The following is a 21,227-nucleotide window of genomic DNA, read 5'->3' as shown; positions in this document are numbered from 1 at the left end:
GGAACCTACCGTTGCAGACAGCGCATAGCCGTGCGCCGCGGCCACTGATTGCGGGGGCACATGTACGCAGGAGACAACCGGGGCGCCGTCGTGACGCTCACCGCCAATCCCAGCCTCGACCGGACAGTAGAACTCTCCGGCGTCCTGGTGCGCGGTGCTGTCCAGCGGGCCGCCGGAGTCCACGAGGAGCCGGGAGGCAAGGGCGTGAACGTCTGCCGGGCGCTTACCGCCTCCGGCCTGCCGGGCGTGGCGGTCTTGCCGGGAGACAACGCTGATCCGGTTCTGCAGGCACTGCGCCTGGCTGGAATCGCGCACCGGAACCTTCCCATTGGCGCGCCGCTGCGGGCCAATCTCACCCTGACCGAGCCGGATGGAACCACCACCAAGGTGAACCTTCCGGGCCCCGAGCTCAGTGCTGCGGTCCAGGAGAGCCTGCTGGCACTGACCGTGGATGCCTGCGGAGGACCGGAGGGAACGGACCCAGCCCGCTGGCTTGTCCTGGCCGGCTCGCTGCCGCCCGGGGTCCCGCCCGACTATTACGCGGTAGTCGCGCATGCCCTGCGCGAACGCTTCGCGGCAGCCGCTCCCCTGCTGGCCATTGATTCCTCCGGCCCGCCGCTGCTTGGCGCACTGCTGCATGATGCAATGCCGGACCTGCTGAAGCCCAACGGCGAAGAGCTCTCCGAGGTGACCGGCATTGCCACCGGTGATGCCCTGGAAGCCGACCCTGCACTGGCAGCCGGTGCAGCCATGACGCTGGTTGAACGCGGCGTCGGGGCGGTACTGGCCACCCTGGGCGCCCGCGGCGCGCTCCTGGTGACGGCCGACGGCGCATGGCTGGCAACCCGGCCCCCGGTCACCCCAAAATCCACGGTAGGCGCCGGCGATTCATCCCTGGCCGGGTATCTGCTGGCGCAGACCGAGGGACGGACCCCGCCGGAATGCCTGCGCCAGGCCGTGGCGCACGGTGCGGCGGCCGCTTCCCTGCCGGGGACCACCGTCCCCTCCATCTCGCAGACGGATCCCGGGGCCGTAACCGTGACCCCGCTTGAACTCCACCCAGTGCCCGCCTCCACCACCAGGCGCGGCCCGGCTACACCGACGCCGAAGGAGCAGTGATGTCAGAGCTTATTACCCCGGACCTGGTAACCCTGGACCAGAATCTGGGCGGCACCCGGGAGTCGGTAATCCGGCATTTGGCCGAGAAAGTGGTGGCCGCAGGCCGCGCTTCCACCCTCGAGGAGCTCTTCGCCGATGCCATGGCCCGGGAACAGAAAACGGCCACGGGCGTACCGGGCGGAATTGCCATTCCGCACTGCCGCTCAGCGGCCGTCACCCAGGCAAGCCTGGCAATGGCCCGGCTGAAACCCCCGGTGGACTGGGGTGCCAAGGACGGCCCGGCAGACATTGTGTTCTTTATTGCCGCGCCGGAAGGCGCTGACCAGGAGCACCTGCAGCTGCTTGCCAAACTGGCGCGGTCCCTGATCAAGAAGGACTTCACGGGTTCACTGCGCAGCGCGCAGACGCCGGAGGCCGTCGTCGAGCTGGTGGACGGTGCCCTCGGCCTCGGGCCGGCTCCGGTCTCGGATTCCGCACAGGCGCCCGCGACCGGCGCTTCGGCTGCGGAGACCGGACAACATGCAGCGGGAGGTTCCGGGGCAGCAGCGGGCGGCGGCGCCGGCGCAGCGGCCGGCGCGCACCGCGGCGCGCACGCGGAGACCAGCACCGGAAGTGGCGCCGGTGAGGTGCACGGCGGGAGCGGAACAGCGACGTCGGGTGACGCACCTGCTTCCGCGACGGGCCCCCGGCCGGAGCATCTGGTAGCGGTTACGGCGTGCCCCACCGGAATCGCCCACACCTACATGGCAGCGGATTCCCTCGCCGCGGCCGCCGCGGAACGCGGCATTGACCTGCAGGTTGAGACGCAGGGTTCGGCCGGTTCCACGCCGCTGGACCCGGAGGTGATCAAAAACGCCGACGCCGTGATCTTCGCCGTCGACGTCGATGTCCGGGACAAGGGAAGGTTCGCAGGCAAGCCGGTGATCAGCGGACCGGTAAAGCGCGGAATTGACGAACCCGGCGTCATGATCGATGAAGCCCTTGCAGCAGCCAAGGACCCAAATGCCCGGACAGTATCCGGCGGCGGAGGCGGCGGTGGAGAACGTGCCACGGCCGGCGGTGAGAGCTTCGGCGGACAGCTGAAGCGGGCACTGCTCACCGGCGTCAGCTACATGATTCCGTTCGTTGCCGGCGGCGGTCTGCTCATCGCTCTCGGGTTCCTGCTGGGCGGATATGAACTCTCCCTCTCGAATGATGAGGGTGTCTTAAACGGTGACGTCATTCTGGACGGAACCAGCATCTTCTCGCTTCCCCCCGAAGGGCTGATGGCCTATCTGGGAGCGGTTTTCTGGAAGATCGGCAACCTGTCGCTCGGCTTCCTGGTCCCGGCACTGGCGGGTTACATCGCCTACGCACTGGCGGACCGGCCGGGCATTGCCCCGGGCTTCACCGCCGGCGCCGTCGCGCTGTTCATGGACGCCGGGTTCCTGGGCGGAATCGCCGGTGGACTGCTGGCCGGCTACGTGGCCATGTGGGTGGGCGGCTGGAAGGTGCCAAGCTGGCTCCGCGGGCTAATGCCGGTGGTGATCATTCCACTCATAGCCTCGCTCGTAGCCTCCGGCCTGCTGCTGCTGGTACTTGGCGGGCCCATCGCTGCCCTGACGCTCGCACTTAACGACTGGCTGTCCGGGCTTACCGGCGTCGCAGCGATCGGACTGGGCGTAATCCTGGGCCTGATGATGGGCGCGGACCTCGGCGGACCCATCAACAAAGTGGCCTACGCGTTCGCAGTTGCCGGTCTCGGTGAGGGTTCCTTCGAGAATCAGGCGCCATGGCAGATCATGGCCGCAGTCATGGCCGCAGGCATGGTTCCCCCGCTGGGCATGGCCCTGGCAACGGTCCTGGATAAGAGCCAGTTCACCATGGCGCTGCGGGAAAACGGCAAGGCCGCCTGGCTGCTCGGTGCCGCGTTCATTTCCGAGGGCGCCATCCCGTTCGCAGCTGCCGATCCGCTGCGGGTAATTCCCTCCACGATGCTCGGCGGCGCGGTGGCGGGCGCGATCTGCATGGGGACCGGGGTCACATCACAGGCTCCGCACGGCGGTATCTTCGTCTTCTTCGCCATCGGCAACATCTTTATGTTCATCGTGGCCATCCTGGCCGGTATGGTCGTCAGCGCACTGGTCCTGGTGGGGCTCAAACGCCTGACCGCGCCCAAGCAAACTGAGGAGCCCGTCGTTGCGTAGGAGTCCGATTGTGAATTACAGGAAGGTTCAGTGATGCGCACCATCAAGGGAATCGGAGTCAGTCCCGGCCGGGTCCTGGGGCCATCGCTGCGGATGCCCCCGCCGGTGCCGGAGCCCGACGCCGACTCCAAGTACGCGCCGGAAAGTTCAGTCGACCAGGAAAAGGCACGGCTGAAGGACGCTGCGGAGGCGGTGCGGGAAGACTTGAAACACCGCTCCTCCGTGGCCTCGGGAGACGCCAAGGCAGTCCTGGATGCCACGGCCATGATGGCCACGGACCCCATGTTGCTCAAAGCCGCCGGCAAACACATCAACCAGGGAATGGCAGCCGACCGCGCTGTGTGGGAAGCCGGGCTGGAAGTCGCGGCAATGCTGCAGGGCCTGGGCGGCTACATGGCAGAGCGAACTCAGGACGTGCTGGATGTCCGGTCCCGCATCGTGGCACAGCTGGACGGACTTCCTGCACCCGGCATTCCGGCGTCGGACGTTCCTTTCATCCTCGCTGCCGAGGAGCTGGCCCCCGCTGACACGGCCACCCTTGATCCCGCACTCGTGATGGGACTCGTCACCAGCGGCGGCGGTCCGCAGTCCCACACCGCCATCCTCGCCCGGTCCCTGGGTCTGCCGGCGGTGGTGGGCGCCGCGAGCGCGGACACGATCCTGGACGGCACGGAAATCTACCTCGACGGCGGCACCGGCACGGTGGTGGTGAACCCCGGCGTCGCTGAACGCGAGGCAGCCCAGAAGTACGCCTCCCGGTCATCGCTTCCGGCGTTTAATGGCGTGGGCAGCACCTCTGACGGGCATCGGGTGCCGCTCCTGGCCAACGTCGGTTCCGGCAAGGACGCTGAGGCAGCTGCGGCGGCAGGCGCAGAGGGGGTTGGCCTGCTGCGAACCGAGTTCTGCTTCCTGGGCCGGGACTCCGAGCCGACCCTGCAGGAACAGGTCGCGGCGTACGGTGCCGTCTTTGACGCCTTCCCCGGCCGCAAAGTGGTGGTGCGGACCCTCGACGCCGGCGCGGACAAGCCCCTGCCGTTCCTCACGGACGCAACCGAACCGAATCCGGCGCTGGGAGTCCGTGGGTTCCGCACCGACCGGTCCGCGCCAGGAGTCCTGACACGGCAGCTCGAAGCAATCGCGGACGCGGCAGGCTCGCACGACTGCGATGTCTGGGTCATGGCTCCCATGATCTCCACTGCCGATGAGGCTTCCGATTTCGCGGTGATGTGTGCAGCGGCCGGCCTGGCCACTCCTGGTGTGATGATCGAGGTCCCCGCTGCGGCCATCAAATCCGAGGCCGTGCTCTCGAAGGTAAAGTTCGCTTCCCTGGGCACCAATGACCTCACGCAGTACACCATGGCCGCTGACCGCCAGCTGGGCACGCTCGCGTCCCTGAATGACCCGTGGCAGCCGGCGGTGCTGCAGCTGATCGCCATGACCGTCCAGGGCGGGGCTCTGGCCGGGGCAGCTGACAGCGTGCCGCGGAACGTGGGCGTCTGCGGTGAGGCAGCCGCTGACCCGGCCCTCGCCGTCGTACTGACCGGCATTGGTGTGAACACCCTGTCAATGACCCCGCGGGCTTTGTCCACGGTAGGCGCCGTGCTGGCCTCCGTTACCCTGGCGCAGGCCCAGGAACTGGCGGGAATTGCGCTGGTCGCCAAGACAGCGGCTGAGGCACGGACGCAGGTTCGGAGCCGGCTTCCCATCCTTGACCAGCTGGGCCTCTAGCGCCGGCCCTAAGCAGCAATACCCAACCGGAAGGAAAACCAGATGCCAGAACGCGAAGCCACCATAGCCAGCAGGGTGGGGCTCCACGCCCGTCCGGCTTCCCTCTTCGCCGAAGCTGCCGCCGCCCAGCCGGTGGAGGTCACGATCGCGATGCAGGGTGAACCGGCGGAGGAGGCGATGGATGCCTCGAGCATGCTTTCACTCATGAGTCTTGGAGCCTCCCACGGAGACGTGGTGGTCCTGCGGGCGGAGGGCGAGGGCGCCGAGGATGCATTGGATGCGCTGGTAAAGATCCTTGAAACGGACCTTGACGCCACCTGAGCCGGCCGGCAGCGGCCGGACCAAAGACTTAACGAGCGAAGCCAGCGGCCTGAGGCCGCTGGCTTCGAGCAACTTCACGCTGACCCCCCACAGGCAGCGGACGTTACACATTCATTAGTCTGGCACAGCCGCATGAAATTGTGAACGAATCAGGTGATTTTCAACTCACATTTTTGTAACGTTCAGCCAGCAGACTCGCCTTGGGGCGCCGCTGGCTGAGCCGGCGGGAGACCCACATGACCGTCAGGCCCGTCGCCACCAGGATTACCGCCGAGAACGGCAGGATCAGCATAAAAGCGCCCAGCGGGCCGAGAAGTGTCAGGGCACTGAAGATGACCACCACGGCCAGGCCGGCGCCGAAAAGCCCCGCGCCAACGCGGTGGGACGTCCGGTAGCGCCGGTTCAACGACGCAGCGAGCGCAGGAACACAAATGCAGGCAGCAACATACGCGGGGTACATGCGCCCGAGATGCGCGTACGCGTCCAGCGAAGCCTGGCCCGAGTAGGCTGCCAGCCCCGCGGAGGTTACCGGGAGGTCGCTGGCAAAGAAGAGCCAGACCGTCAGGACGACCGTCACCCCAAGCACAGCCAGGCCCGCCGGACCGATTACCGCACTGCGCGCACGCCTGGCACCGAATGCGGCTGCCCCCCGGACGCCCAGGATTACAAACACGCCGTACAGGGTAAGGCGGAGAACCAGGTTGGCGTGGTTACTGCCCCCGAGCAGCGGATCAACGAAGTTGTAGAACACGGGCAGGCTCAGTCCCATAGCGACTGCCACCAGGACGAGGCAGGCAAAGATGCTGCGGTTACGTCCCCGGATGGCATCCGGAAGCCGCAGAAGGGCGAAGATGCAGCTCAGCGCAAACGCCGCCACCTGAATAACAAAACCTGCGGTCATCCCAAATTCTCCAAAAGTGCGTGATGGTATTTCTCATCCTGTTCGCGTTTGCGCAGGACTTTGGACAAGGTATCCAGCCGGTCCCTGGCCAGTGAAACCAGTTCGGCGTCGGACAGTGCAGCTAAAGCTTCTTCGCGGCCGCGGGGCGGCCACCACCCCTCATCAGGATCCAGCACGCCGGTGACCACCAGCCCGCTGGCCAGGGACACTCCTGCCTGGCGGGCGGCCTCGACGGCCAGCCTTGTGGCGAGGCGCCCGGCTGTCAGCTGTGCGGAAATGTTCTGCGGGGCGATCCCGGTGGCGGCGGATAGCTGATGCCGCAGGTCTCCGGGATCCACGGCGTCGAACCATGGCCGAACCGCGATTGATTCGGCGTAGCTGGCCACCTGGGGAACCGCGGGATGCTCTTCGTCCTCCTCACCCCGGGCCAGCAGATACTTCAGGATGCACTGGTACGGGATCTGGCTGATGAGCTCGGCCGGCGTGGGTTCCCGCCGCCCTTCGGCCAGTCCGCGGTACCCGTCAAAGCCGGACAGCGCAGCAACCGGGTCCTGGCCATAGGCGCGGGCCACCCGGATCACGGTGGATACGGCTACGTTTCCCCGCACCAGCTGCTGGGCCAGGGTTGAGCGCTTAATGCCCGTCTTCCGGCACACATCCGCAGTGGATTCATCCGGAGCAACCAGGGTCCGCCAGTTCTGGAAGGCTTTAGCGGAGACGCCCATTTGCCCCCCCTGAAACTGCTCGATTGGATTCCCTGCGACTGCATCAGTATACTTCTAGGACTGGCTCCCCCCTCTGCGTTCCCCCCATATGCAGAGGCGGGAGCCAGCTCCAATTAACGCCGGTTTGCCGCGCATTCCACGGTGCTGGACGGGGCGGCCGAGCGGAACTATCCGGCCCGTTTCCGCGCTGCGGCACGGGCGCGGTCCCAGGCAGCTTCCAGCTCACCCACGGCGGTTCCGTAGCGTGCCACGGCCGCATCGTCCCCGGCTGACAGCGCTGCCTCCTGAGCCGCCAGTGCCTCACGGGCTGCCCGGGCCAGCAGGCTGGTTTCCTTCTCCCGTACGTCTGTCAGGCCAGGGAATTCAGCACCCTTCCAGGGATCGAGCTCATAGGATCCCCACTCCAGCAGGACGGCTTCGCGCCGCTGGGCGAGGGCCTGAATCCGGCGGCGCCGGAGTTTCTCCACCCTTGCCCGCTTCCTTGCCTGGTTCCTGCGGGCCAGCCAGTACCAGGCACCCGCGGAACCGCCCAGTGCCAGGAGGCCGGTTACAGCTGCAGCCCCCGGCGCGGCCAGGCCTGCCCAGGCGATGGCGGCGACGACCGCCAGCCCGCCGGTAAGACCTACCCAGAAGAGCCGCTCGCCGTCCTCGCGGCGGAGTGCGGAGTCGAGCGCAGGAGTGGTCAGCCCAACGGCAGCAGCGGCCAGCAGAAGGGCAGGCAGGGCCGCCAGAAAGCCTGAATCCATGCGCCGCTCCCTCCCAGTACCGCCCGCACGCCTACCGGCTTCAACATATCCAATATTTACCAAGTATGCTGATAAACAGTGTTTTCCACCGAGGTATTCGGAAGACTCAAGCATTGCACGACGCCTCACAGCGAAGGAATGACATGTTGGTACCTGCCCCGCGCGGAGAACTCACCTCCGCGCTCCTGAACGTGCTGCATGACGGCCCCCAGGCGACTGCCGGACAATACGGGGAGCTTGACGACGCAGCGTCCCTGGCCCTGGCCGGCAACCCGGACATCCTGCGGAATGATGATCTGCAGCTGGCCCTTTTCCTTCTTTATGAGCTCCACTACAGCGGACTGGACGGCGTCGACCCGGACCTGGAATGGCAGCCGGAACTCATCAGGGTGCGCAGAAGGCTCGAGACCGCGTTCGAAGCCGCGCTGCGCCGCACGGTTCCCGTCCCGGACGCCCCCGCTCCGGTTGCGGAGGACGTCGCTGAGACCTTGTTCAAGCTGGCTGCCGACGACGACGGGCCCAGCGTGTCCCGGTTCGTCGCCCGGCACGCCACGGAGGACCAGCTCCGGGAGTTTCTGGTGCTCCGGTCGGTGTACCAGCTTCGTGAAGCTGATCCGCACAGCTGGGCCATCCCCCGTCTCCCGGTGGGTCGGGCGAAGGCTGCGCTGATGGAAATCCAGGCCGACGAGTACGGCGGCGGGCGGCCGGAACGGATGCACTCCGCACTCTTCGCACGCACCATGGAAGGGCTCGGCCTGGACACCACCTCCGGCCGGTACCTGGACCGCATCCCCGCTCTGGTTCTGGCCTCGTCCAACGCGATGTCACTGTTTGGCCTGAACCGCCGCCTCAGGGGCTGCATCGCCGGACACCTGGCCGCCTTTGAAATGACCTCATCGATCCCTAATTCGTTCTACGCCCGCGGCTTCAAGCGGGCGGGCTACGGGCCGGAGGTCACCTTCTACTTTGATGAACACGTTGAGGCCGACGCCGTGCACGAACAGATCGCTGCCCGGGACCTGGCCGGAGGACTGGCCGAAGCAGAACCGGACCTCCTCGAGGACATCCTCTTCGGCGCTTCCACAGTCCTGGCCCTGGACGCCCTGCAGGGCGAAGAACAGCTGGCCGCGTGGAAGGAAGGCCGGTCGGCCCTGCGGGAGACCTCCCCGTCCCGCATCAGTGCCCAGGCGCTGGACGCGGCGGCTGCGGCTGCCGGGGTGCCGGCATGAGTTCCCGGCCCGGGCCGGAGGCAGTCTCCGTCCCCGGCTCCAAGGTCACCGTTGTCCCGCCCGCAGATACCCCGGACAGCGAACCGTTCGCGGTAACAGAGTGCCCCGGCGGCCCGCTGCTGGTGAGGGGGGACTTCGAAATCCAGGACAGTGACGGCAACGAGGTACCCAAGAACCGGGAAACCGTTGCCCTGTGCCGGTGCGCCGGCTCCAGAATCAAGCCCTGGTGCGACGGCACTCACAAGCTGCTCCGGCGGGCCAGCGAAAACTGACTGATCCGGTCCGCAGCTCCCGGGCCCAGCCTCGTTAAGACAGAACACCCCGGCTCCATTGGGAACTGGGGTGTTCTGTCTTAACGGCGGGTGGGCCCTGTGGGGCTCGAACCCACGACCCACGGATTAAAAGTCCGATGCTCTACCAACTGAGCTAAAGGCCCCCCATCGGCTTGGCAGCAAGAGAGCCGCCACGTCGACTTTTCCACTTTATCGCACGCCTTGGGAATCGTGGAAACCCCTCCGCGGACCGGGAATGCACAGCCTTGGGGCATCGGGTTTCCACCTGCCGAAAGCGGCTTCGATTCCCAACTCCCGCGGGAGTATTCTCAAGACATGACTGAGTCGAATGCATCGGTTCCCCGTCACCACAAGCCCAAGCTGTATGCGCCTATGGACTTCGCCAACCACCCGGGCGGCGCTGATCCGGCCCGGGTCTCCGAAGCCGCCCATCTGGCGGCGCAGGCCCTGGTGCACCACGGCAGGGAAAGCGACGACCCCGAAGTCACCCGCCGGCTGGTTGAACTGGCCGACCAGCAGGGCCTCGAGGCAGTCGCGGAAATCTGGGCCACCAGTCCGGCCCGCTCCCTGCCCGGTGCCCTCTGGCGCCTCTACGCCCTGCGCGCTGCGGTGCAGCAGAACCCAGAGAAAGTGGCAGCCTTCTACGCAGCGGGCAAGGAAGCCGCGCAGGTGTCCAGAGTTGTCTCCGGCGTGGCCGAACCCTTGGGAGCAGACGAGGTGCGCGCAATGGCGGACACCATCCTCTCCGGCGCCTTTGAGGGCGACTTCGACGTAGCACTGGAGCGCTTTGCCGCCTTCTGCCGGGTGGTAGCCCTGGGTGAAACCCATCACGCCGACTCCACTGAAGCGGCCAGCAGCACCCGGGCAACCGAACTGACCCGCAACGCCCGCCAGCTGGTGCTTACCGCGGAAGACCTCGAGCATTCCGCGGAATCCTGGCGGCGCGGGGAACTGGACTGAGGCCCTGGACGCCATGCCGGGGCTGTGGACACCCCGGTTGACATCAGGGACGGTGAGTAGAAAACTAAAAGTGGTGTCGGACCGCGGAACCCCCGGGCTTCAACTTAGAGCCGCTTCGAGCGGCCTTCCGCCGAGAGGCGCTCCCGGTCCGGCACCGTTACTCTTTTCCACATCGGATATTCTTACCGGTGTGATGACCCCCCAGCGCAACCGGTCCGTCCAGTGAAGCTCCGGCTCTTTCCGCAGGAAAATGCCGGCCTCGACCTTCTTTCCCGCATGGCCGCGCAGGCCGTCCGCGGCACGGCGACCCTCTCCGAGGCCCTCGGGGCTGACCCGGCAGAATTCGCCCGGCTGGCAGAGGAACTCCACACCCTTGAGGCGGAGACCACCGAGCTTCACTTCGCGCTGATGACCCAGATGCGCACCAGCTTCATCAACCCGCTTCCCCGCGAAGACCTCTACGACCTGTCCCAGATCCTCCTGTCCTTGATGGAGCGGCTGGACAGCGCCGCGGAGATTGTCTCGCTCTACAAGCTGACCAACGTTTCACGCCGCGCAGCAGAACAGCTCGAGGTCCTAGGCCGGCAGGCCGAACTGTCCGTGGCAGCCATGCGGACCCTCGCCTCACTGGAGGACCTGGAAGACTACTGGATCGAAATGCTGCGGCTGAGCAAACGGGTTGAACGCACGCACCGCATGTGGCTCGCCGAGCTGATCCACGATCACAAGGCACTCGCCTACATCCGCCACCGGGATCTGGCCGACCAGCTTGCGGCCGCGTCGAAGGAGCTGCGCCGCCTGGGTACCTATGTAGGCAACATCCTGGTCCGGGAATCGTAGTTGACCACCGTACTGCTGGTGGCCGTGTTCGCCTTCGCGGGCGCGTATGCCTTCATCAACGGCTTCCACGACGTTTCCAACTCAGTAGCCGCCGCCATCCGCACCCGGGCACTCACCCCGGGTGTCGCCGTCGTACTGGCCAGCGTTTTCAACCTGCTGGGTGCGCTGATGAGCACTGCATTGGCGCTGGTGCTGGCAGACCTGTTCGTGAAGCTTCCTGCGGACAGCAATGGTCTCGGGATCCTGATCGCCGGCCTTGCCGCGGCGTGTGCGTGGGGATTGTGGACCTGGTGGCGGCGGATGCCTTCCTCCTCCACCCACGCCCTTGTAGGCGGCATTGTGGGCTCCTCCGCGGCATCCACGCTGGTAGGGGGCCCAAGCGTGACCGAGTCCTTCCGGCTGCTCTGGGACCAGATTGCCCTGCCGCTGCTGCTTTCCCCGGTGATCGCCTTTGTGCTCGCGTACCTGCTCGTTTATCCGGTGATGTGGCTGATGCGGTACAGCTCGCTGCGGCGGGGCGACGCGGGAAACCGGATTGCCCAGTCCGTGCTGTCTGCGGCGTTTTCGCTCGGCCACGGCATGCAGGACGGGCAGCGGACCATGGCTGTGCTGGTGCTGGGGCTTGCTGCGGCCGGATTCTCCACCGGCGGGGAAATCCCCTGGGGCGTGCAGGTCTTTGCCGGTGTGGCCCTGGCTGTCGGGGCGCTGTTCGGCGGCTGGCGGATTACGCACACGCTGGGCTACCGGCTGGTGCGCATTGACCCGCTGCGCGGCATGAGCGCGCAGGCCGTGGCTACCGGCATGCTTTTCCTTGGCGGCCTGTGGCTGCACATGCCGCTCTCCAGCACGCAGACCATGACCAGTGCGATAGTTGGCGCCGGCGCCAACCGGCGGTTCGCTGCGGTGCGGTTCATTCCGCTGCGGGAAATCCTCTTCACCTGGCTGATTACCGCGCCGGCCGCGGCCCTGCTGGGCGGAATCTTCCTCCTGGCCCTCAGCCCGCTGCTCTGAGTTCCGCCCCTGAGTTCCACTGAACCGCCCGTCCCTGCCCTTTCACCCCTTCAACCCACTCGAGAGGCCAGTTACGGCTCTTCTCAGGGCTGAAACGAGCCGTAACTGGCCTCTCGGCGGAAGAAACGGGGAGGCTCGGGGTTATCCGAAACGGCCGGAGACGTAGTCCTCGGTGGCCTTCACGGTCGGGTTGTTGAAGATGACCGTGGTGTCGTCGTATTCAATGAGCTTGCCGGGCTTGCCGGTGCCGGCGATGTTGAAGAACGCCGTCTTGTCCGAAACACGGGCGGCCTGCTGCATGTTGTGCGTAACGATCACAACCGTGTAGTCGCTCTTGAGCTCCTCGATCAGGTCTTCGATGGCCAGTGTGGAGATGGGGTCCAGGGCGGAGCAGGGCTCATCCATCAGGATCACTTCGGGGGACACTGCGATCGCACGGGCAATGCACAGGCGCTGCTGCTGGCCGCCGGAGAGGCCGGAGCCGGGCTTGTCCAGCCGGTCCTTGACCTCGCGCCACAGGTTGGCACCGGTGAGGGACTTCTCCACCAGGTCATCTGCGTCGGAGCGGGAGATCCGCTTGTTGTTCAGCTTCACGCCGGCCAGAACGTTGTCCCGGATGGACATGGTGGGGAACGGGTTGGGCCGCTGGAACACCATGCCGATGTGGCTGCGAACCGTTACCGGGTCAACACCGGGACCGTACAGGTTCTCTCCGTCCAGCAGCACTTCGCCCTCGACGCGTGCCCCGGGAAGCACCTCATGCATGCGGTTCAGGGTGCGCAGGAAGGTGGACTTGCCGCAGCCGGACGGGCCGATGAACGCAGTGACCGAACGCGCATCGATCTTGATGCTGACGTCTTCGACCGCCAGAAAGTCGCCGTAGTAGACGTTGAGGTCCTTGACGTCGATTCGCTTGGACATTTACTTCCTTCTGTTCTGTTCCTTGGAAGTTCCCGTACGGGTCCTCCCATGCCGCGGGGGCGGTGAGGGGTCTGGGGTCAGCGGCCGGTCTTGGGCGCGAAGATACGGGCCACCAGGCGGGCGCCGAGGTTCAGCAGCATGACCATAAGGATCAGCAGCAGCGCAGCGGCCCAGGCACGCTGGGTACTCGGATCAGTGTTGGTGGGCGAGGTGGGACTCATGAGCTGCCGGTAGATGAAGGTGGGCAGCGAAGCCATCCAGCCGGCGAAAACGTTCAGGTTGATGGTGTTCACAAAACCGGCGGTCACCAGCAGCGGAGCGGTTTCCCCGATCACGCGGGCAATGGCGAGCGTGACGCCGGAGGCGATGCCCGAGATAGCCGTGGGCACCACTACCTTCAGGATGGTCCGCCACTTGCGCACACCCAGGGCGTAGGAGGCTTCACGCAGCTCATTGGGCACAATCTTGAGCATCTCCTCCGTGGAGCGCACCACCACCGGGATCATGAGGACTGAAAGCGCGACGGCGGCAACAAAGCCGGTGCGTGTGCCCGGGCCAAAGAGCAGGCCAAAGAACGCAGCCGCGAACAGGCCGGCGACGATCGAGGGGATGCCGGTCATGACGTCCACGAAGAACGTGATGGCCCGGGCCAGCGGGCCGCCCCTGCTGTATTCCACCAGGTAAACGGCGGTGAGCAGGCCGATCGGCACGGAGATGATGGTGGCCCAGAGCGTGATCAGCAGGGTGCCCATGATGGCGTGGTAGGCGCCGCCGAGGACCGGACCGCCGCCGGCCACGGTCTCGTTGTCCACGGTTCCGGTCATGCCGCCCATGGAGTTGAACAGGAAGTCCCCGCTGAGGCCGGGAATGCCGCGGACCAGGACGGTGAAGATCACCGAGACCAGCGGGACCAGGGCCAGGATGAAGGCGCCGTAGATCAGGTTCGTGGCGAAGCGGTCGGTTGCCCGGCGGCTGCCTTCAACCACCCGGGTGGCGATGGTGCTGCCGGCAACGAAGAGCACAGCGGCGAAGATGGCGAACGTGGCGATGCTGAAGCCCAGCAGCGCCGAGAACGCGGCTCCGAGCACGATCGAGGCAGCCAGGATGGCCCAGAGAGCCCAGCCGGGGAGCTGGTTCTTGGTCAGCGACGAGGAGCGGGTCAGGGTGGTCTCAATCATCAGTTGGCTCCCGAGAATTCTTTGTGGCGGCTGATGATCCAGCGGGCAATGACGTTCACGATCAGGGTGATCACGAACAGCACCAGGCCGGCGGCAATCAGCTCAGAGAGGCGCAGGCCGTATGCCTCGGGGAAGTTCAGGGCGATCTCCGCGGCGATGGTCTGGTTGCCGGGCCGGATGAGGGAGGCGATCAGGCCGCCGGAAGAAAGCACGAGGGCCACAGCCATGGTCTCGCCGAGGGCGCGTCCCAGGCCCAGCATGACGGCGCTGATGATGCCGGGGCGGGCGAAGGGGAACACTGCCATTCGGATCATTTCCCAGCGGGTGGCGCCCATGGCCAGGGCCGCTTCCTCGTGCAGCTTCGGAGTCTGCAGGAAGATTTCCCGGCTCAGGGACGTGATGATCGGCAGCACCATCACCGATAGCACGATTCCCGCGGTCAGCATGGTCTTGCCGGTCTGACTGGCCGGGCCGGTGAAGAGCGGGAACCAGCCGGCGTTTTCAGCCAGCCAGTTGTACGGTCCGACAAGAGCCGGTGCCAGCACCGTCATGCCCCAGGCGCCGTACACAACGGAGGGGATGGCGGCCAGCAGGTCAACAACGTAGCCCAGGCCCTGTGCCAGCCGCCGGGGCGCATAGTGCGAAATGAAGAGCGCGACGCCGATTCCCACCGGGGTGGCGATCAGCAGTGCGATCGCCGCAGCGATCACGGTGCCGATAACAAGCGGGAAGATGTAGGCCAGGAATCCGGAGCCGCCGGAGATGTCATCCGAGGAAGCGGAGAAGGTGGGAAGTGCCTGCCAGAGCAGGAACGCAGCTACCGCAAAGAGGACGGTAAGGATCAGACAGCCCGCCAGCAGTGTGATGCCGGAGAAGACTTTGTCCCCCGCGCGCCCGGCACCGCCGGTGCCCTGTATTGACTTGCTTGACACTGCACAACCCTTCGAACTTTGTTGGCAACTTGCTTGATGTGGACAAGACACCGCACTCGCCAGTTTTCACTGATCCCGGGCCAGATTCAAGCTGGCCCTCGGCCCGGCAAATGCCCCTGCACCGCGCTTGTGGCGCTGTGCAGGGGCATCTGCTGACTTCCCTGCGGTTAGGAAGCTGCCTTGATGGATTCGATTGCCTCAGTCGCCTTTTCCTGCAGGGCGGCGGACATCGGCGCATTACCTGCGGCTTCGCTTGCCGCTGCCTGGCCCTCTTCGCTGACCACGTAGGAACCGAATGCCTGAATAAGGTCAACGGTCTCCTGGTCCTCGTAGGTGGTGCAGTAGAGGTGGTAGGAGACCAACACCACAGGGTAGGCGCCGGATTCGGTGGTGTCGCGTGCCAGTTCCATGGCCATGTCCAGCTCGGGACGGCCCTCGCCTGTGACCGGGGTGGAGGCTTCGACGGCCTTGGACGCGGCGTCGGCGCTGTAGCCCACGTACTCCTCGCCGACCTTGACTGCAACGGTACCCATGGAGCCGACGGCGGAAGCGTCAGCATAGGTGATGGCGCCGTCAGTGGAGCTGGCCGCGGAGACGACGCCGGAGGTGCCCTGCGCGTTCTCCTGGCCGTCGAGCTCTGCCGGCCATTCGCCGCTGGCTTCGGTGGTCCAAACCTTCGGTGCCGCTGCGGAGAGGTATTCGGTGAAGTTCTCCGTGGTGCCTGATTCATCGGAGCGGTGGACCACGGTGATGGCAGTGTCCGGCAGCTCGGTGCCCTCGTTCTGGGCTGCGATCGCCGGGTCGCTCCAGGTGCTGATCTCACCGCGGAAGATTCCGGCGATGGTATCCGCATCCAGGTTCAGGCTGTCTACGCCGTCAAGGTTGAAGGCGATGGCAATCGGGGAAATGTACGCGGGGACGTGCAGCACACCGTCGGGGCCGCAGGTTTCCAGCGAGGCCTCGACTTCCTCGTCCTTCAGGTAGGCATCCGAACCGGCGAACTGCACACCGCCGGCCAGCAGCGCCTCACGGCCTGCGCCGGAGCCGTCCGGGGAGTACTGGATGGAAGCGTTCGGGTTCGCTTCGTTGAACCCTGCGATCCAGGCGTCCATGGCCGAAGCCTGGGAGCTGGCGCCGGCGCCGGAGAGCGTTCCCGTCAGGGCGGAGTCCGAGGACCCGGTGCCCGCGGCAGCGTTCGTGGCGTTGTCACTGCCGCAGGCAGCCAGTGCCAGCGCCGCTACCGAGAGGACGGCCGCGGTGCGGCCAATGCGGAATACCTTCACAATCGTGGTCCCTTTCAAGGGTGGTATATCCGGCGCGTCAACGCCGGGAGACTTGTCGCTGGGACGTTTTCTCCGTCCCGAAATGAAGACTGGCGTGCCAAGGTGAACAAAAAGTTAACTGGGGCCAAGCAGTGCAGGAATAATCGCCCGGACACGTCACAGACTCTGTGCCTTCTGCTCCCGGACGTCCTCCGCCCTAGACTGTTCCCATGCCAGCCCGCGACCGTCTCAGCGCCTCAACCAGGTTCCTGCGCAACCGGTTCCGGATCGGGCTCAAGCGCAGCGGCTCCTCTGTGTACCCGGCGCTCCAGATGACCATCTGCGCGGTGGGCGCCTACGCCTTCGCGGAGTACGTCCTGGGCCACGAAGGCCCGCTGTTCGCCGCAACTGCCGCGCTGATCTCCCTGGGCTTCTCTCGCGAACCGCGCACCCGGCGGGTGCTGGAAGTGGGAATCGGCTGCACGCTGGGCATCACTATTGGCGAGCTGCTGCTGCATGTTCTGGGCAACGGGCTGTGGCAGGCCGCCGTCGTGCTTTTTGCCTCCCTGATGCTGGCCCGGTTCCTGGACCGCGGCGTCATCTTTACCACCCAGCTCGGCCTGCAGTCCCTGCTGGTGGTGCTGCTGCCTGCCCCCGACGGCGGGGTGTTTACCCGCAGCGTGGATGCAATTGTGGGCGGCGTCTTCGCTCTTGTGGTCACGATGCTCGCTCCGCGGGATCCCCGGCGGGAACCGAAATCCAACATCCGCGAACTGCTCAGCGAACTCTCCGCCGTGCTGCGCCAGGTCGCAGATGCGCTGGCCCGCAGCGATTCGACTCTCGCCTGGCACGCCCTGGTGCGCGCCCGTAATACCCAGCCCCAGCTGGATCTGCTGGCCCGCAGCATCCGTGATGCCCGGGAGATAGCGCGCATCTCACCGGCCTACCGCCGGCACCTGGCGGAGCTGGGAGACCTGCGCGGCTCCGTGGGCTACCTGGACCTGGCCGTCCGCAACAGCCGGGTCTTTGCGCGCCGGACCACCTCAGTCATTAATCACGCCTCGCTCTCCGATTCGGCGGTGGACAAGGTCTCGGAGGTCATCACTGACACCGCCGACGCCGTGGACATCCTGGCCCGTGCACTGGGCGGCGGTGAATCCCAGGCCACCCGCGAGCGTCATCTGCGGCAGGCACGGAATGAGCTTGCCGCCGTCGCCTCCCGGCTGCATCCGGCGTCCCTGGACGTGACCGACCTCTACGGAGATGCCCTGGTGATGCTCTTCCGCCCCCTGGTGGTCGATCTGCTCGAAGCCACCGGCCTCACCCATGAGGAAGCAGCGGGCTGCCTTTCGGAGGTCTGAGAGCCGGCTCCGGAACTGAACAGGAGTGTCAGTGCCGGCAGATAGCCTGTTGGCATGGCAACAAAGACTTCCCGGGCGAAAACCGCCAACTACCGCTGCACTGAATGCGGCTGGACCGCCGTTAAGTGGGTGGGTCGGTGCGGTGAGTGCCAGGCCTGGGGCACCGTGGAGGAAGCCGGCGAGGTCCTCGCCCGCACTACCCCGGCAGCCGTGGTGGCGCGTCCCGCGCAGCTGATCGCCGACGTCGATGCCACCACCGCGGCCTACCAGCCCACCGGTGTGGGTGAGCTGGACCGGGTGCTGGGCGGCGGGCTGGTTCCCGGGGCCGTGATCCTGCTGGCCGGCGAGCCGGGCGTTGGCAAGTCCACCCTCCTGCTCGACGTCGCCGCCCGCGTGGCGGGGCAGGGCCGGGACGTCCTCTACGTCACCGGCGAGGAATCCACTGCCCAGGTGAAACTGCGCGCAGAACGAATCGGGGCCCTCTCCCCCAGCCTGTACCTCAGTGCCGAAACGGACCTGGGCCAGGCCCTGGGGCAGGTGGAGCAGGTGAAGCCTGCCCTGCTGATCGTGGATTCGGTGCAGACGCTCAGCAGCTCTGCCGTTGACGGCAGCGCCGGCGGCGTCAGCCAGGTGCGGGAAGTGGCGGCGTCGCTCATCAACGCCGCCAAGACGCGGAACATGACCACCCTCCTGGTCGGCCACGTCACCAAGGACGGCTCCATCGCCGGGCCCCGGCTGCTGGAGCACCTGGTGGATGTTGTGTGCCAGTTCGACGGCGACAGGCACTCCCGGCTGCGGCTGGTCCGGGCGGTCAAGAACCGCTACGGCCCTACAGACGAGGTGGGCTGCTTCGACCTGACCGAGGATGGCATCGAGGGTCTTGCCGATCCCAGCGGCCTGTTTGTCTCCCGCACCAAGGAACCCGTCTCCGGAACCTGCATCACCGTCACACTGGAGGGCCGGCGGCCCCTGGTTGCTGAAGTCCAGGCACTGCTGGCGGAGACCGGGAACGCGCAGGCCCGGCGGGCCACCAGCGGGCTGGATTCATCCCGGGTGGCGATGCTCCTGGCCGTGCTGCAGCAGCGGGCGTCCATGAACCTGGCCAAGGACGACAGCTACGTGGCAACTGTTGGCGGCGTAAAGCTGACCGAACCGGCCACTGACCTCGCCGTGGCCCTTGCCGTCGCCTCAGCAAAGATGAACAAGCCCCTGCCCGCACGGCTGATCGCCTTCGGGGAAGTGGGACTGGCCGGCGAGGTCCGTCCCATCCCCGGAATCGCCCGCCGGGTGCAGGAAGCTGAGCGGCTGGGCTTCAGCCACGCCGTGGTTCCTGCGTCGCCCAACGGCCCGGGCCAGGTGCCCGCAGGGTTCAAGGTGCGGGAAGTCTCCACCCTTTCGGAGGCCCTCGAACTGCTCTTCTAGGGCGCGCCGAGCCCCGTTCCGTGTCCGGCGCTGTCATACTCCGGGGACTGAAGTGGCAGATGGGTGCACCTTCCCCACTACTATGGGGAAGTGTCTGCGCATATCCACGCCCAGAACGCCCCGTGGGCCGGAGTGGCCGGAAGGAAGTGACCATGCCTCGCACGCCCGAGGACGCGCTCAAGGCGACCCTTGCAAGGGTTGCCCCAGGAACGGCCCTGCGCGACGGACTGGAACGTATCCTCCGCGGCCGTACCGGCGCGCTGATCGTCCTGGGCTTCGACCGGACGGTGGATTCAATCTGCTCCGGCGGGTTCGACATCGGCATTGAGTTCTCCTCCACCCGCCTGCGTGAGCTGGCCAAGATGGACGGCGCAATCGTCTGCGACAAGGACGGCGCCAACATCCTCCGAGCCGCGGTGCAGCTGGTTCCGGACCACACGATCGAGACGCACGAATCCGGCACCCGCCACCGCACCGCCGAGCGGGTTGCCATCCAGACCGGTTTCCCGGTGATTTCAGTGAGCCAGTCGATGCAGATCATCCAGCTCTACGTGGGCGGCCTCCGCCACGTCCTGGAAGGTTCCGAGCCGGTGCTGGCCCGCGCCAACCAGGCTCTTGCCACGCTGGAGCGCTACCGCACCCGCCTGGACCAGGTCACCAATTCGCTTTCTGCACTCGAAATTGAAGCCATGGTCACCGTCCGCGACGTGGCCGTTACGCTTCAGCGCCAGGAAATGGTGCGCCGGATTTCGGAAGAGATCTCGCAGTACGTCCTGGAACTCGGCGTCGACGGCCGGCTGCTCGCGCTCCAGCTTGAGGAGCTGACCACCGGGCTGGGTCCGGGCAGCGAGATGATCGTCCGGGACTATGCGGATATTGGCGGAACCCAGGGCAACGTCGAAGAACAGGTTGCCACGCTGCAGGGCCTGAGCTCCTCAGACATGGTGGACCTGGGCAAAATTGCCGCAGTTGTCGGTTTCCAGCCCGGCCAGGATTCACTCGAAGCAGTGGTCCAGCCGCGCGGCTACCGGCTGCTGAGCAACATCAAGAGCGTTCCCCCTGCTGTCTCCAACCGTCTGGTGGACCACTTCGGCGGACTGCAGAACCTGATGGCTGCGAACATCGAAGACCTGATGCAGGTGGACGGAATCGGTGAACAGCGTGCCCGTACAGTACGCGAGGGCCTCTCCCGCATCGCTGAGACCAGCCTGCTCGACCGGTTTATGTAGCCTTTCGCGGGACCGGCGAAAACCCCGCTAATCCAGCTGGAAGACTGCCTTTTCGCTGGTGGTTTCGCCCAGCCGCGCGGTGAACACGTACCAGCCGGGATTCGGGTTGCTCGCCACCGCTGCACATCCGGGAGCCGAGCGGAGCCGCTCCCAGGTGAAGTTTGCCTTTTCCGTGGCGCCGGGCTCAAAGTCCTTCATCAGGTCCTCAGCGCCGTCCTGGCAGTCCGCTGAGGAGAAGATCCGGTCTGATCCGGACGTGACAACAAATTCCATCTGCGTTGTGCCCACGTTGATCTTGCAGGGTTCACTACCCGTGTTGGTAACCGAGAGCGTGAGCAGCGGGTTCACCCCGGCAGGGTAAGCTGCCGCATCCGTGGCGGCTTCGACCTTCACCGCGGCCGGCGGACAGGTGCCGTCCTTGGATTCAGCGTCCTTGTCCGGCTTCTCTGCTGCGTCCGGCTTCTCTGCCTTGTCCTTCTCATCAGCGTTCGGCTCATCCGCGTTCGCAGCAGACCCGGGAGAGGCGGTGGGTGCGGTCTGGAACGGTTCGGAGTTATTGGGCTCCCGGTCACCGGACAATGCCGCTGCAATCGCCACACCTGCCCAGGCCAGGGCTGCGACTACCAGCAGCGCCAGAACGGCCAGGACCATCCTGCGGCGGCGGTAGACGGCTTTACTCGGGCGGGTCCGGGTGTTTCCGGGCCTGCGCCCCGATCCTCCGCTGGTTTTTTGCCCCGTTTTCTTGCCCGTGCCGGGCTGGGGTCCTTTTGCCGCCATGGGTTAAGGCTATGAACCCGGGCGCGGATTACAGCGGACACCACGCCGGTCAGTAGAGTATTGCTGGTCAATACCGAGGGAGCGGG

The 21,227-nt window shown here is 66.1% G+C and carries 20 protein-coding genes and 1 tRNA gene; 12 read left to right on the top strand and 9 right to left on the bottom strand.

Annotated elements, in window-relative coordinates:
- Positions 1-60: 60 nt before the first annotated feature.
- Genes ACWGQ2_RS10720 through ACWGQ2_RS10705 form a run of 4 tightly spaced genes read left to right on the top strand, consistent with a single transcriptional unit; the run spans position 61 to position 5,354 of the window.
- Positions 61-1,119, top strand: a complete 1,059-nt coding sequence (locus ACWGQ2_RS10720) for a 1-phosphofructokinase family hexose kinase (RefSeq protein ID WP_452017048.1) — start codon at positions 61-63, stop codon at positions 1,117-1,119.
- On the top strand, positions 1,119-3,305 hold the full coding sequence (locus ACWGQ2_RS10715) for a PTS fructose transporter subunit IIABC (protein WP_452017046.1): 2,187 nt from the start codon (positions 1,119-1,121) through the stop codon (positions 3,303-3,305). The genes ACWGQ2_RS10720 and ACWGQ2_RS10715 overlap by 1 nt, the downstream gene beginning before the upstream one ends.
- 33 nt (positions 3,306-3,338) lie before the next feature.
- Positions 3,339-5,033 (top strand): phosphoenolpyruvate--protein phosphotransferase, encoded by a 1,695-nt coding sequence (ptsP, locus tag ACWGQ2_RS10710; RefSeq protein WP_452017045.1) that lies wholly within the window; start codon positions 3,339-3,341, stop codon positions 5,031-5,033.
- Positions 5,034-5,075: 42 nt separating this feature from the next.
- Positions 5,076-5,354, top strand: a complete 279-nt coding sequence (locus ACWGQ2_RS10705; RefSeq protein ID WP_452017043.1) for an HPr family phosphocarrier protein — start codon at positions 5,076-5,078, stop codon at positions 5,352-5,354.
- A 160-nt stretch (positions 5,355-5,514) separates the two neighbouring features.
- On the opposite strand, the gene ACWGQ2_RS10700 is transcribed toward ACWGQ2_RS10705, so the two are convergent.
- The 3 genes from ACWGQ2_RS10700 to ACWGQ2_RS10690 form a co-directional block, all read right to left on the bottom strand.
- On the bottom strand, positions 5,515-6,255 hold the full coding sequence (locus ACWGQ2_RS10700) for a hypothetical protein (RefSeq protein WP_452017041.1): 741 nt from the start codon (positions 6,253-6,255) through the stop codon (positions 5,515-5,517).
- Positions 6,252-6,980 carry a hypothetical protein gene (locus ACWGQ2_RS10695; protein ID WP_452017039.1) on the bottom strand — a complete coding sequence of 243 codons (729 nt, stop codon included), beginning with the start codon at positions 6,978-6,980 and terminating at the stop codon, positions 6,252-6,254. Before ACWGQ2_RS10695 ends, ACWGQ2_RS10700 begins: the two co-directional genes overlap by 4 nt.
- Positions 6,981-7,147: 167 nt before the next feature.
- On the bottom strand, positions 7,148-7,726 hold the full coding sequence (locus tag ACWGQ2_RS10690) for a hypothetical protein (protein WP_452017037.1): 579 nt from the start codon (positions 7,724-7,726) through the stop codon (positions 7,148-7,150).
- A gap of 143 nt (positions 7,727-7,869) precedes the next feature.
- Between ACWGQ2_RS10690 and ACWGQ2_RS10685 the strand changes: the two genes are divergently transcribed.
- Positions 7,870-8,955 (top strand): iron-containing redox enzyme family protein, encoded by a 1,086-nt coding sequence (locus ACWGQ2_RS10685; RefSeq protein ID WP_452017035.1) that lies wholly within the window; start codon positions 7,870-7,872, stop codon positions 8,953-8,955.
- Complete coding sequence (locus ACWGQ2_RS10680; RefSeq protein WP_452017033.1) at positions 8,952-9,227, top strand: CDGSH iron-sulfur domain-containing protein; 276 nt, start codon at positions 8,952-8,954, stop codon at positions 9,225-9,227. The genes ACWGQ2_RS10685 and ACWGQ2_RS10680 overlap by 4 nt, the downstream gene beginning before the upstream one ends.
- 91 nt (positions 9,228-9,318) lie before the next feature.
- Here the strand turns inward: ACWGQ2_RS10680 and ACWGQ2_RS10675 are convergent.
- Positions 9,319-9,391: transfer RNA gene (locus ACWGQ2_RS10675), tRNA-Lys, on the bottom strand.
- Positions 9,392-9,563: 172 nt separating this feature from the next.
- On the opposite strand from ACWGQ2_RS10675, the gene ACWGQ2_RS10670 reads away from it, so the two are divergent.
- From ACWGQ2_RS10670 to ACWGQ2_RS10660, 3 genes are all read left to right on the top strand, one after another.
- Positions 9,564-10,208: a hypothetical protein gene (locus ACWGQ2_RS10670; protein ID WP_452017031.1), complete on the top strand. Its 645-nt coding sequence runs from the start codon at positions 9,564-9,566 to the stop codon at positions 10,206-10,208.
- A gap of 222 nt (positions 10,209-10,430) precedes the next feature.
- Positions 10,431-11,048, top strand: a complete 618-nt coding sequence (locus ACWGQ2_RS10665) for a DUF47 domain-containing protein (protein WP_452017029.1) — start codon at positions 10,431-10,433, stop codon at positions 11,046-11,048.
- Complete coding sequence (locus ACWGQ2_RS10660) at positions 11,049-12,059, top strand: anion permease (RefSeq protein ID WP_452017027.1); 1,011 nt, start codon at positions 11,049-11,051, stop codon at positions 12,057-12,059.
- A 141-nt stretch (positions 12,060-12,200) separates the two neighbouring features.
- On the opposite strand, the gene pstB is transcribed toward ACWGQ2_RS10660, so the two are convergent.
- The 4 genes from pstB to pstS form a co-directional block, all read right to left on the bottom strand.
- A complete protein-coding gene (pstB, locus tag ACWGQ2_RS10655; protein ID WP_091600773.1) occupies positions 12,201-12,980 on the bottom strand; it encodes a phosphate ABC transporter ATP-binding protein PstB in 780 nt (259 codons plus the stop codon).
- Positions 12,981-13,057: 77 nt separating this feature from the next.
- Complete coding sequence (gene pstA / locus ACWGQ2_RS10650; protein ID WP_452017241.1) at positions 13,058-14,155, bottom strand: phosphate ABC transporter permease PstA; 1,098 nt, start codon at positions 14,153-14,155, stop codon at positions 13,058-13,060.
- Between the two features lie 2 nt (positions 14,156-14,157).
- The gene (gene pstC / locus ACWGQ2_RS10645) at positions 14,158-15,090 is read right to left on the bottom strand and encodes a phosphate ABC transporter permease subunit PstC (RefSeq protein ID WP_452017025.1); all 933 of its coding nucleotides are present in this window, start codon (positions 15,088-15,090) and stop codon (positions 14,158-14,160) included.
- Between the two features lie 167 nt (positions 15,091-15,257).
- Positions 15,258-16,373, bottom strand: a complete 1,116-nt coding sequence (gene pstS / locus ACWGQ2_RS10640; RefSeq protein ID WP_452017023.1) for a phosphate ABC transporter substrate-binding protein PstS — start codon at positions 16,371-16,373, stop codon at positions 15,258-15,260.
- Positions 16,374-16,582: 209 nt separating this feature from the next.
- Here pstS and ACWGQ2_RS10635 point away from each other — a divergent pair, with 209 nt between their 5' ends.
- The 3 genes from ACWGQ2_RS10635 to disA all read left to right on the top strand — a co-directional run bounded on the left by ACWGQ2_RS10635 (position 16,583) and on the right by disA (position 20,364).
- Complete coding sequence (locus ACWGQ2_RS10635; RefSeq protein ID WP_452017021.1) at positions 16,583-17,713, top strand: FUSC family protein; 1,131 nt, start codon at positions 16,583-16,585, stop codon at positions 17,711-17,713.
- Between the two features lie 54 nt (positions 17,714-17,767).
- A complete protein-coding gene (radA, locus tag ACWGQ2_RS10630; protein ID WP_452017019.1) occupies positions 17,768-19,135 on the top strand; it encodes a DNA repair protein RadA in 1,368 nt (455 codons plus the stop codon).
- A 152-nt stretch (positions 19,136-19,287) separates the two neighbouring features.
- The gene (gene disA, locus ACWGQ2_RS10625) at positions 19,288-20,364 is read left to right on the top strand and encodes a DNA integrity scanning diadenylate cyclase DisA (RefSeq protein WP_452017017.1); all 1,077 of its coding nucleotides are present in this window, start codon (positions 19,288-19,290) and stop codon (positions 20,362-20,364) included.
- A 27-nt stretch (positions 20,365-20,391) separates the two neighbouring features.
- Here the strand turns inward: disA and ACWGQ2_RS10620 are convergent, their stop codons facing one another.
- Entirely contained in the window at positions 20,392-21,141 is a 750-nt protein-coding gene (locus ACWGQ2_RS10620) for a hypothetical protein (protein ID WP_452017015.1), read from the bottom strand.
- Between the last annotated feature and the right edge of the window lie 86 nt (positions 21,142-21,227).

It is taken from the genome of Arthrobacter sp. NPDC055585 (genome assembly GCF_053619115.1).
This window is presented reverse-complemented; position numbering and strand designations above follow the sequence as displayed.

Coding starts and splice junctions, on each gene's coding strand:
- ACWGQ2_RS10720 (WP_452017048.1), top strand. CDS start 61: ATGTACGCAGGAGACAACCGGGGCGCCGTCGTGACGCTCACCGCCAAT.
- ACWGQ2_RS10715 (WP_452017046.1), top strand. CDS start 1,119: ATGTCAGAGCTTATTACCCCGGACCTGGTAACCCTGGACCAGAATCTG.
- ptsP (WP_452017045.1), top strand. CDS start 3,339: ATGCGCACCATCAAGGGAATCGGAGTCAGTCCCGGCCGGGTCCTGGGG.
- ACWGQ2_RS10705 (WP_452017043.1), top strand. CDS start 5,076: ATGCCAGAACGCGAAGCCACCATAGCCAGCAGGGTGGGGCTCCACGCC.
- ACWGQ2_RS10700 (WP_452017041.1), bottom strand. CDS start 6,255: ATGACCGCAGGTTTTGTTATTCAGGTGGCGGCGTTTGCGCTGAGCTGC.
- ACWGQ2_RS10695 (WP_452017039.1), bottom strand. CDS start 6,980: ATGGGCGTCTCCGCTAAAGCCTTCCAGAACTGGCGGACCCTGGTTGCT.
- ACWGQ2_RS10690 (WP_452017037.1), bottom strand. CDS start 7,726: ATGGATTCAGGCTTTCTGGCGGCCCTGCCTGCCCTTCTGCTGGCCGCT.
- ACWGQ2_RS10685 (WP_452017035.1), top strand. CDS start 7,870: ATGTTGGTACCTGCCCCGCGCGGAGAACTCACCTCCGCGCTCCTGAAC.
- ACWGQ2_RS10680 (WP_452017033.1), top strand. CDS start 8,952: ATGAGTTCCCGGCCCGGGCCGGAGGCAGTCTCCGTCCCCGGCTCCAAG.
- ACWGQ2_RS10670 (WP_452017031.1), top strand. CDS start 9,564: ATGACTGAGTCGAATGCATCGGTTCCCCGTCACCACAAGCCCAAGCTG.
- pstB (WP_091600773.1), bottom strand. CDS start 12,980: ATGTCCAAGCGAATCGACGTCAAGGACCTCAACGTCTACTACGGCGAC.
- ACWGQ2_RS10635 (WP_452017021.1), top strand. CDS start 16,583: ATGCCAGCCCGCGACCGTCTCAGCGCCTCAACCAGGTTCCTGCGCAAC.
- radA (WP_452017019.1), top strand. CDS start 17,768: ATGGCAACAAAGACTTCCCGGGCGAAAACCGCCAACTACCGCTGCACT.
- disA (WP_452017017.1), top strand. CDS start 19,288: ATGCCTCGCACGCCCGAGGACGCGCTCAAGGCGACCCTTGCAAGGGTT.
- ACWGQ2_RS10620 (WP_452017015.1), bottom strand. CDS start 21,141: ATGGCGGCAAAAGGACCCCAGCCCGGCACGGGCAAGAAAACGGGGCAA.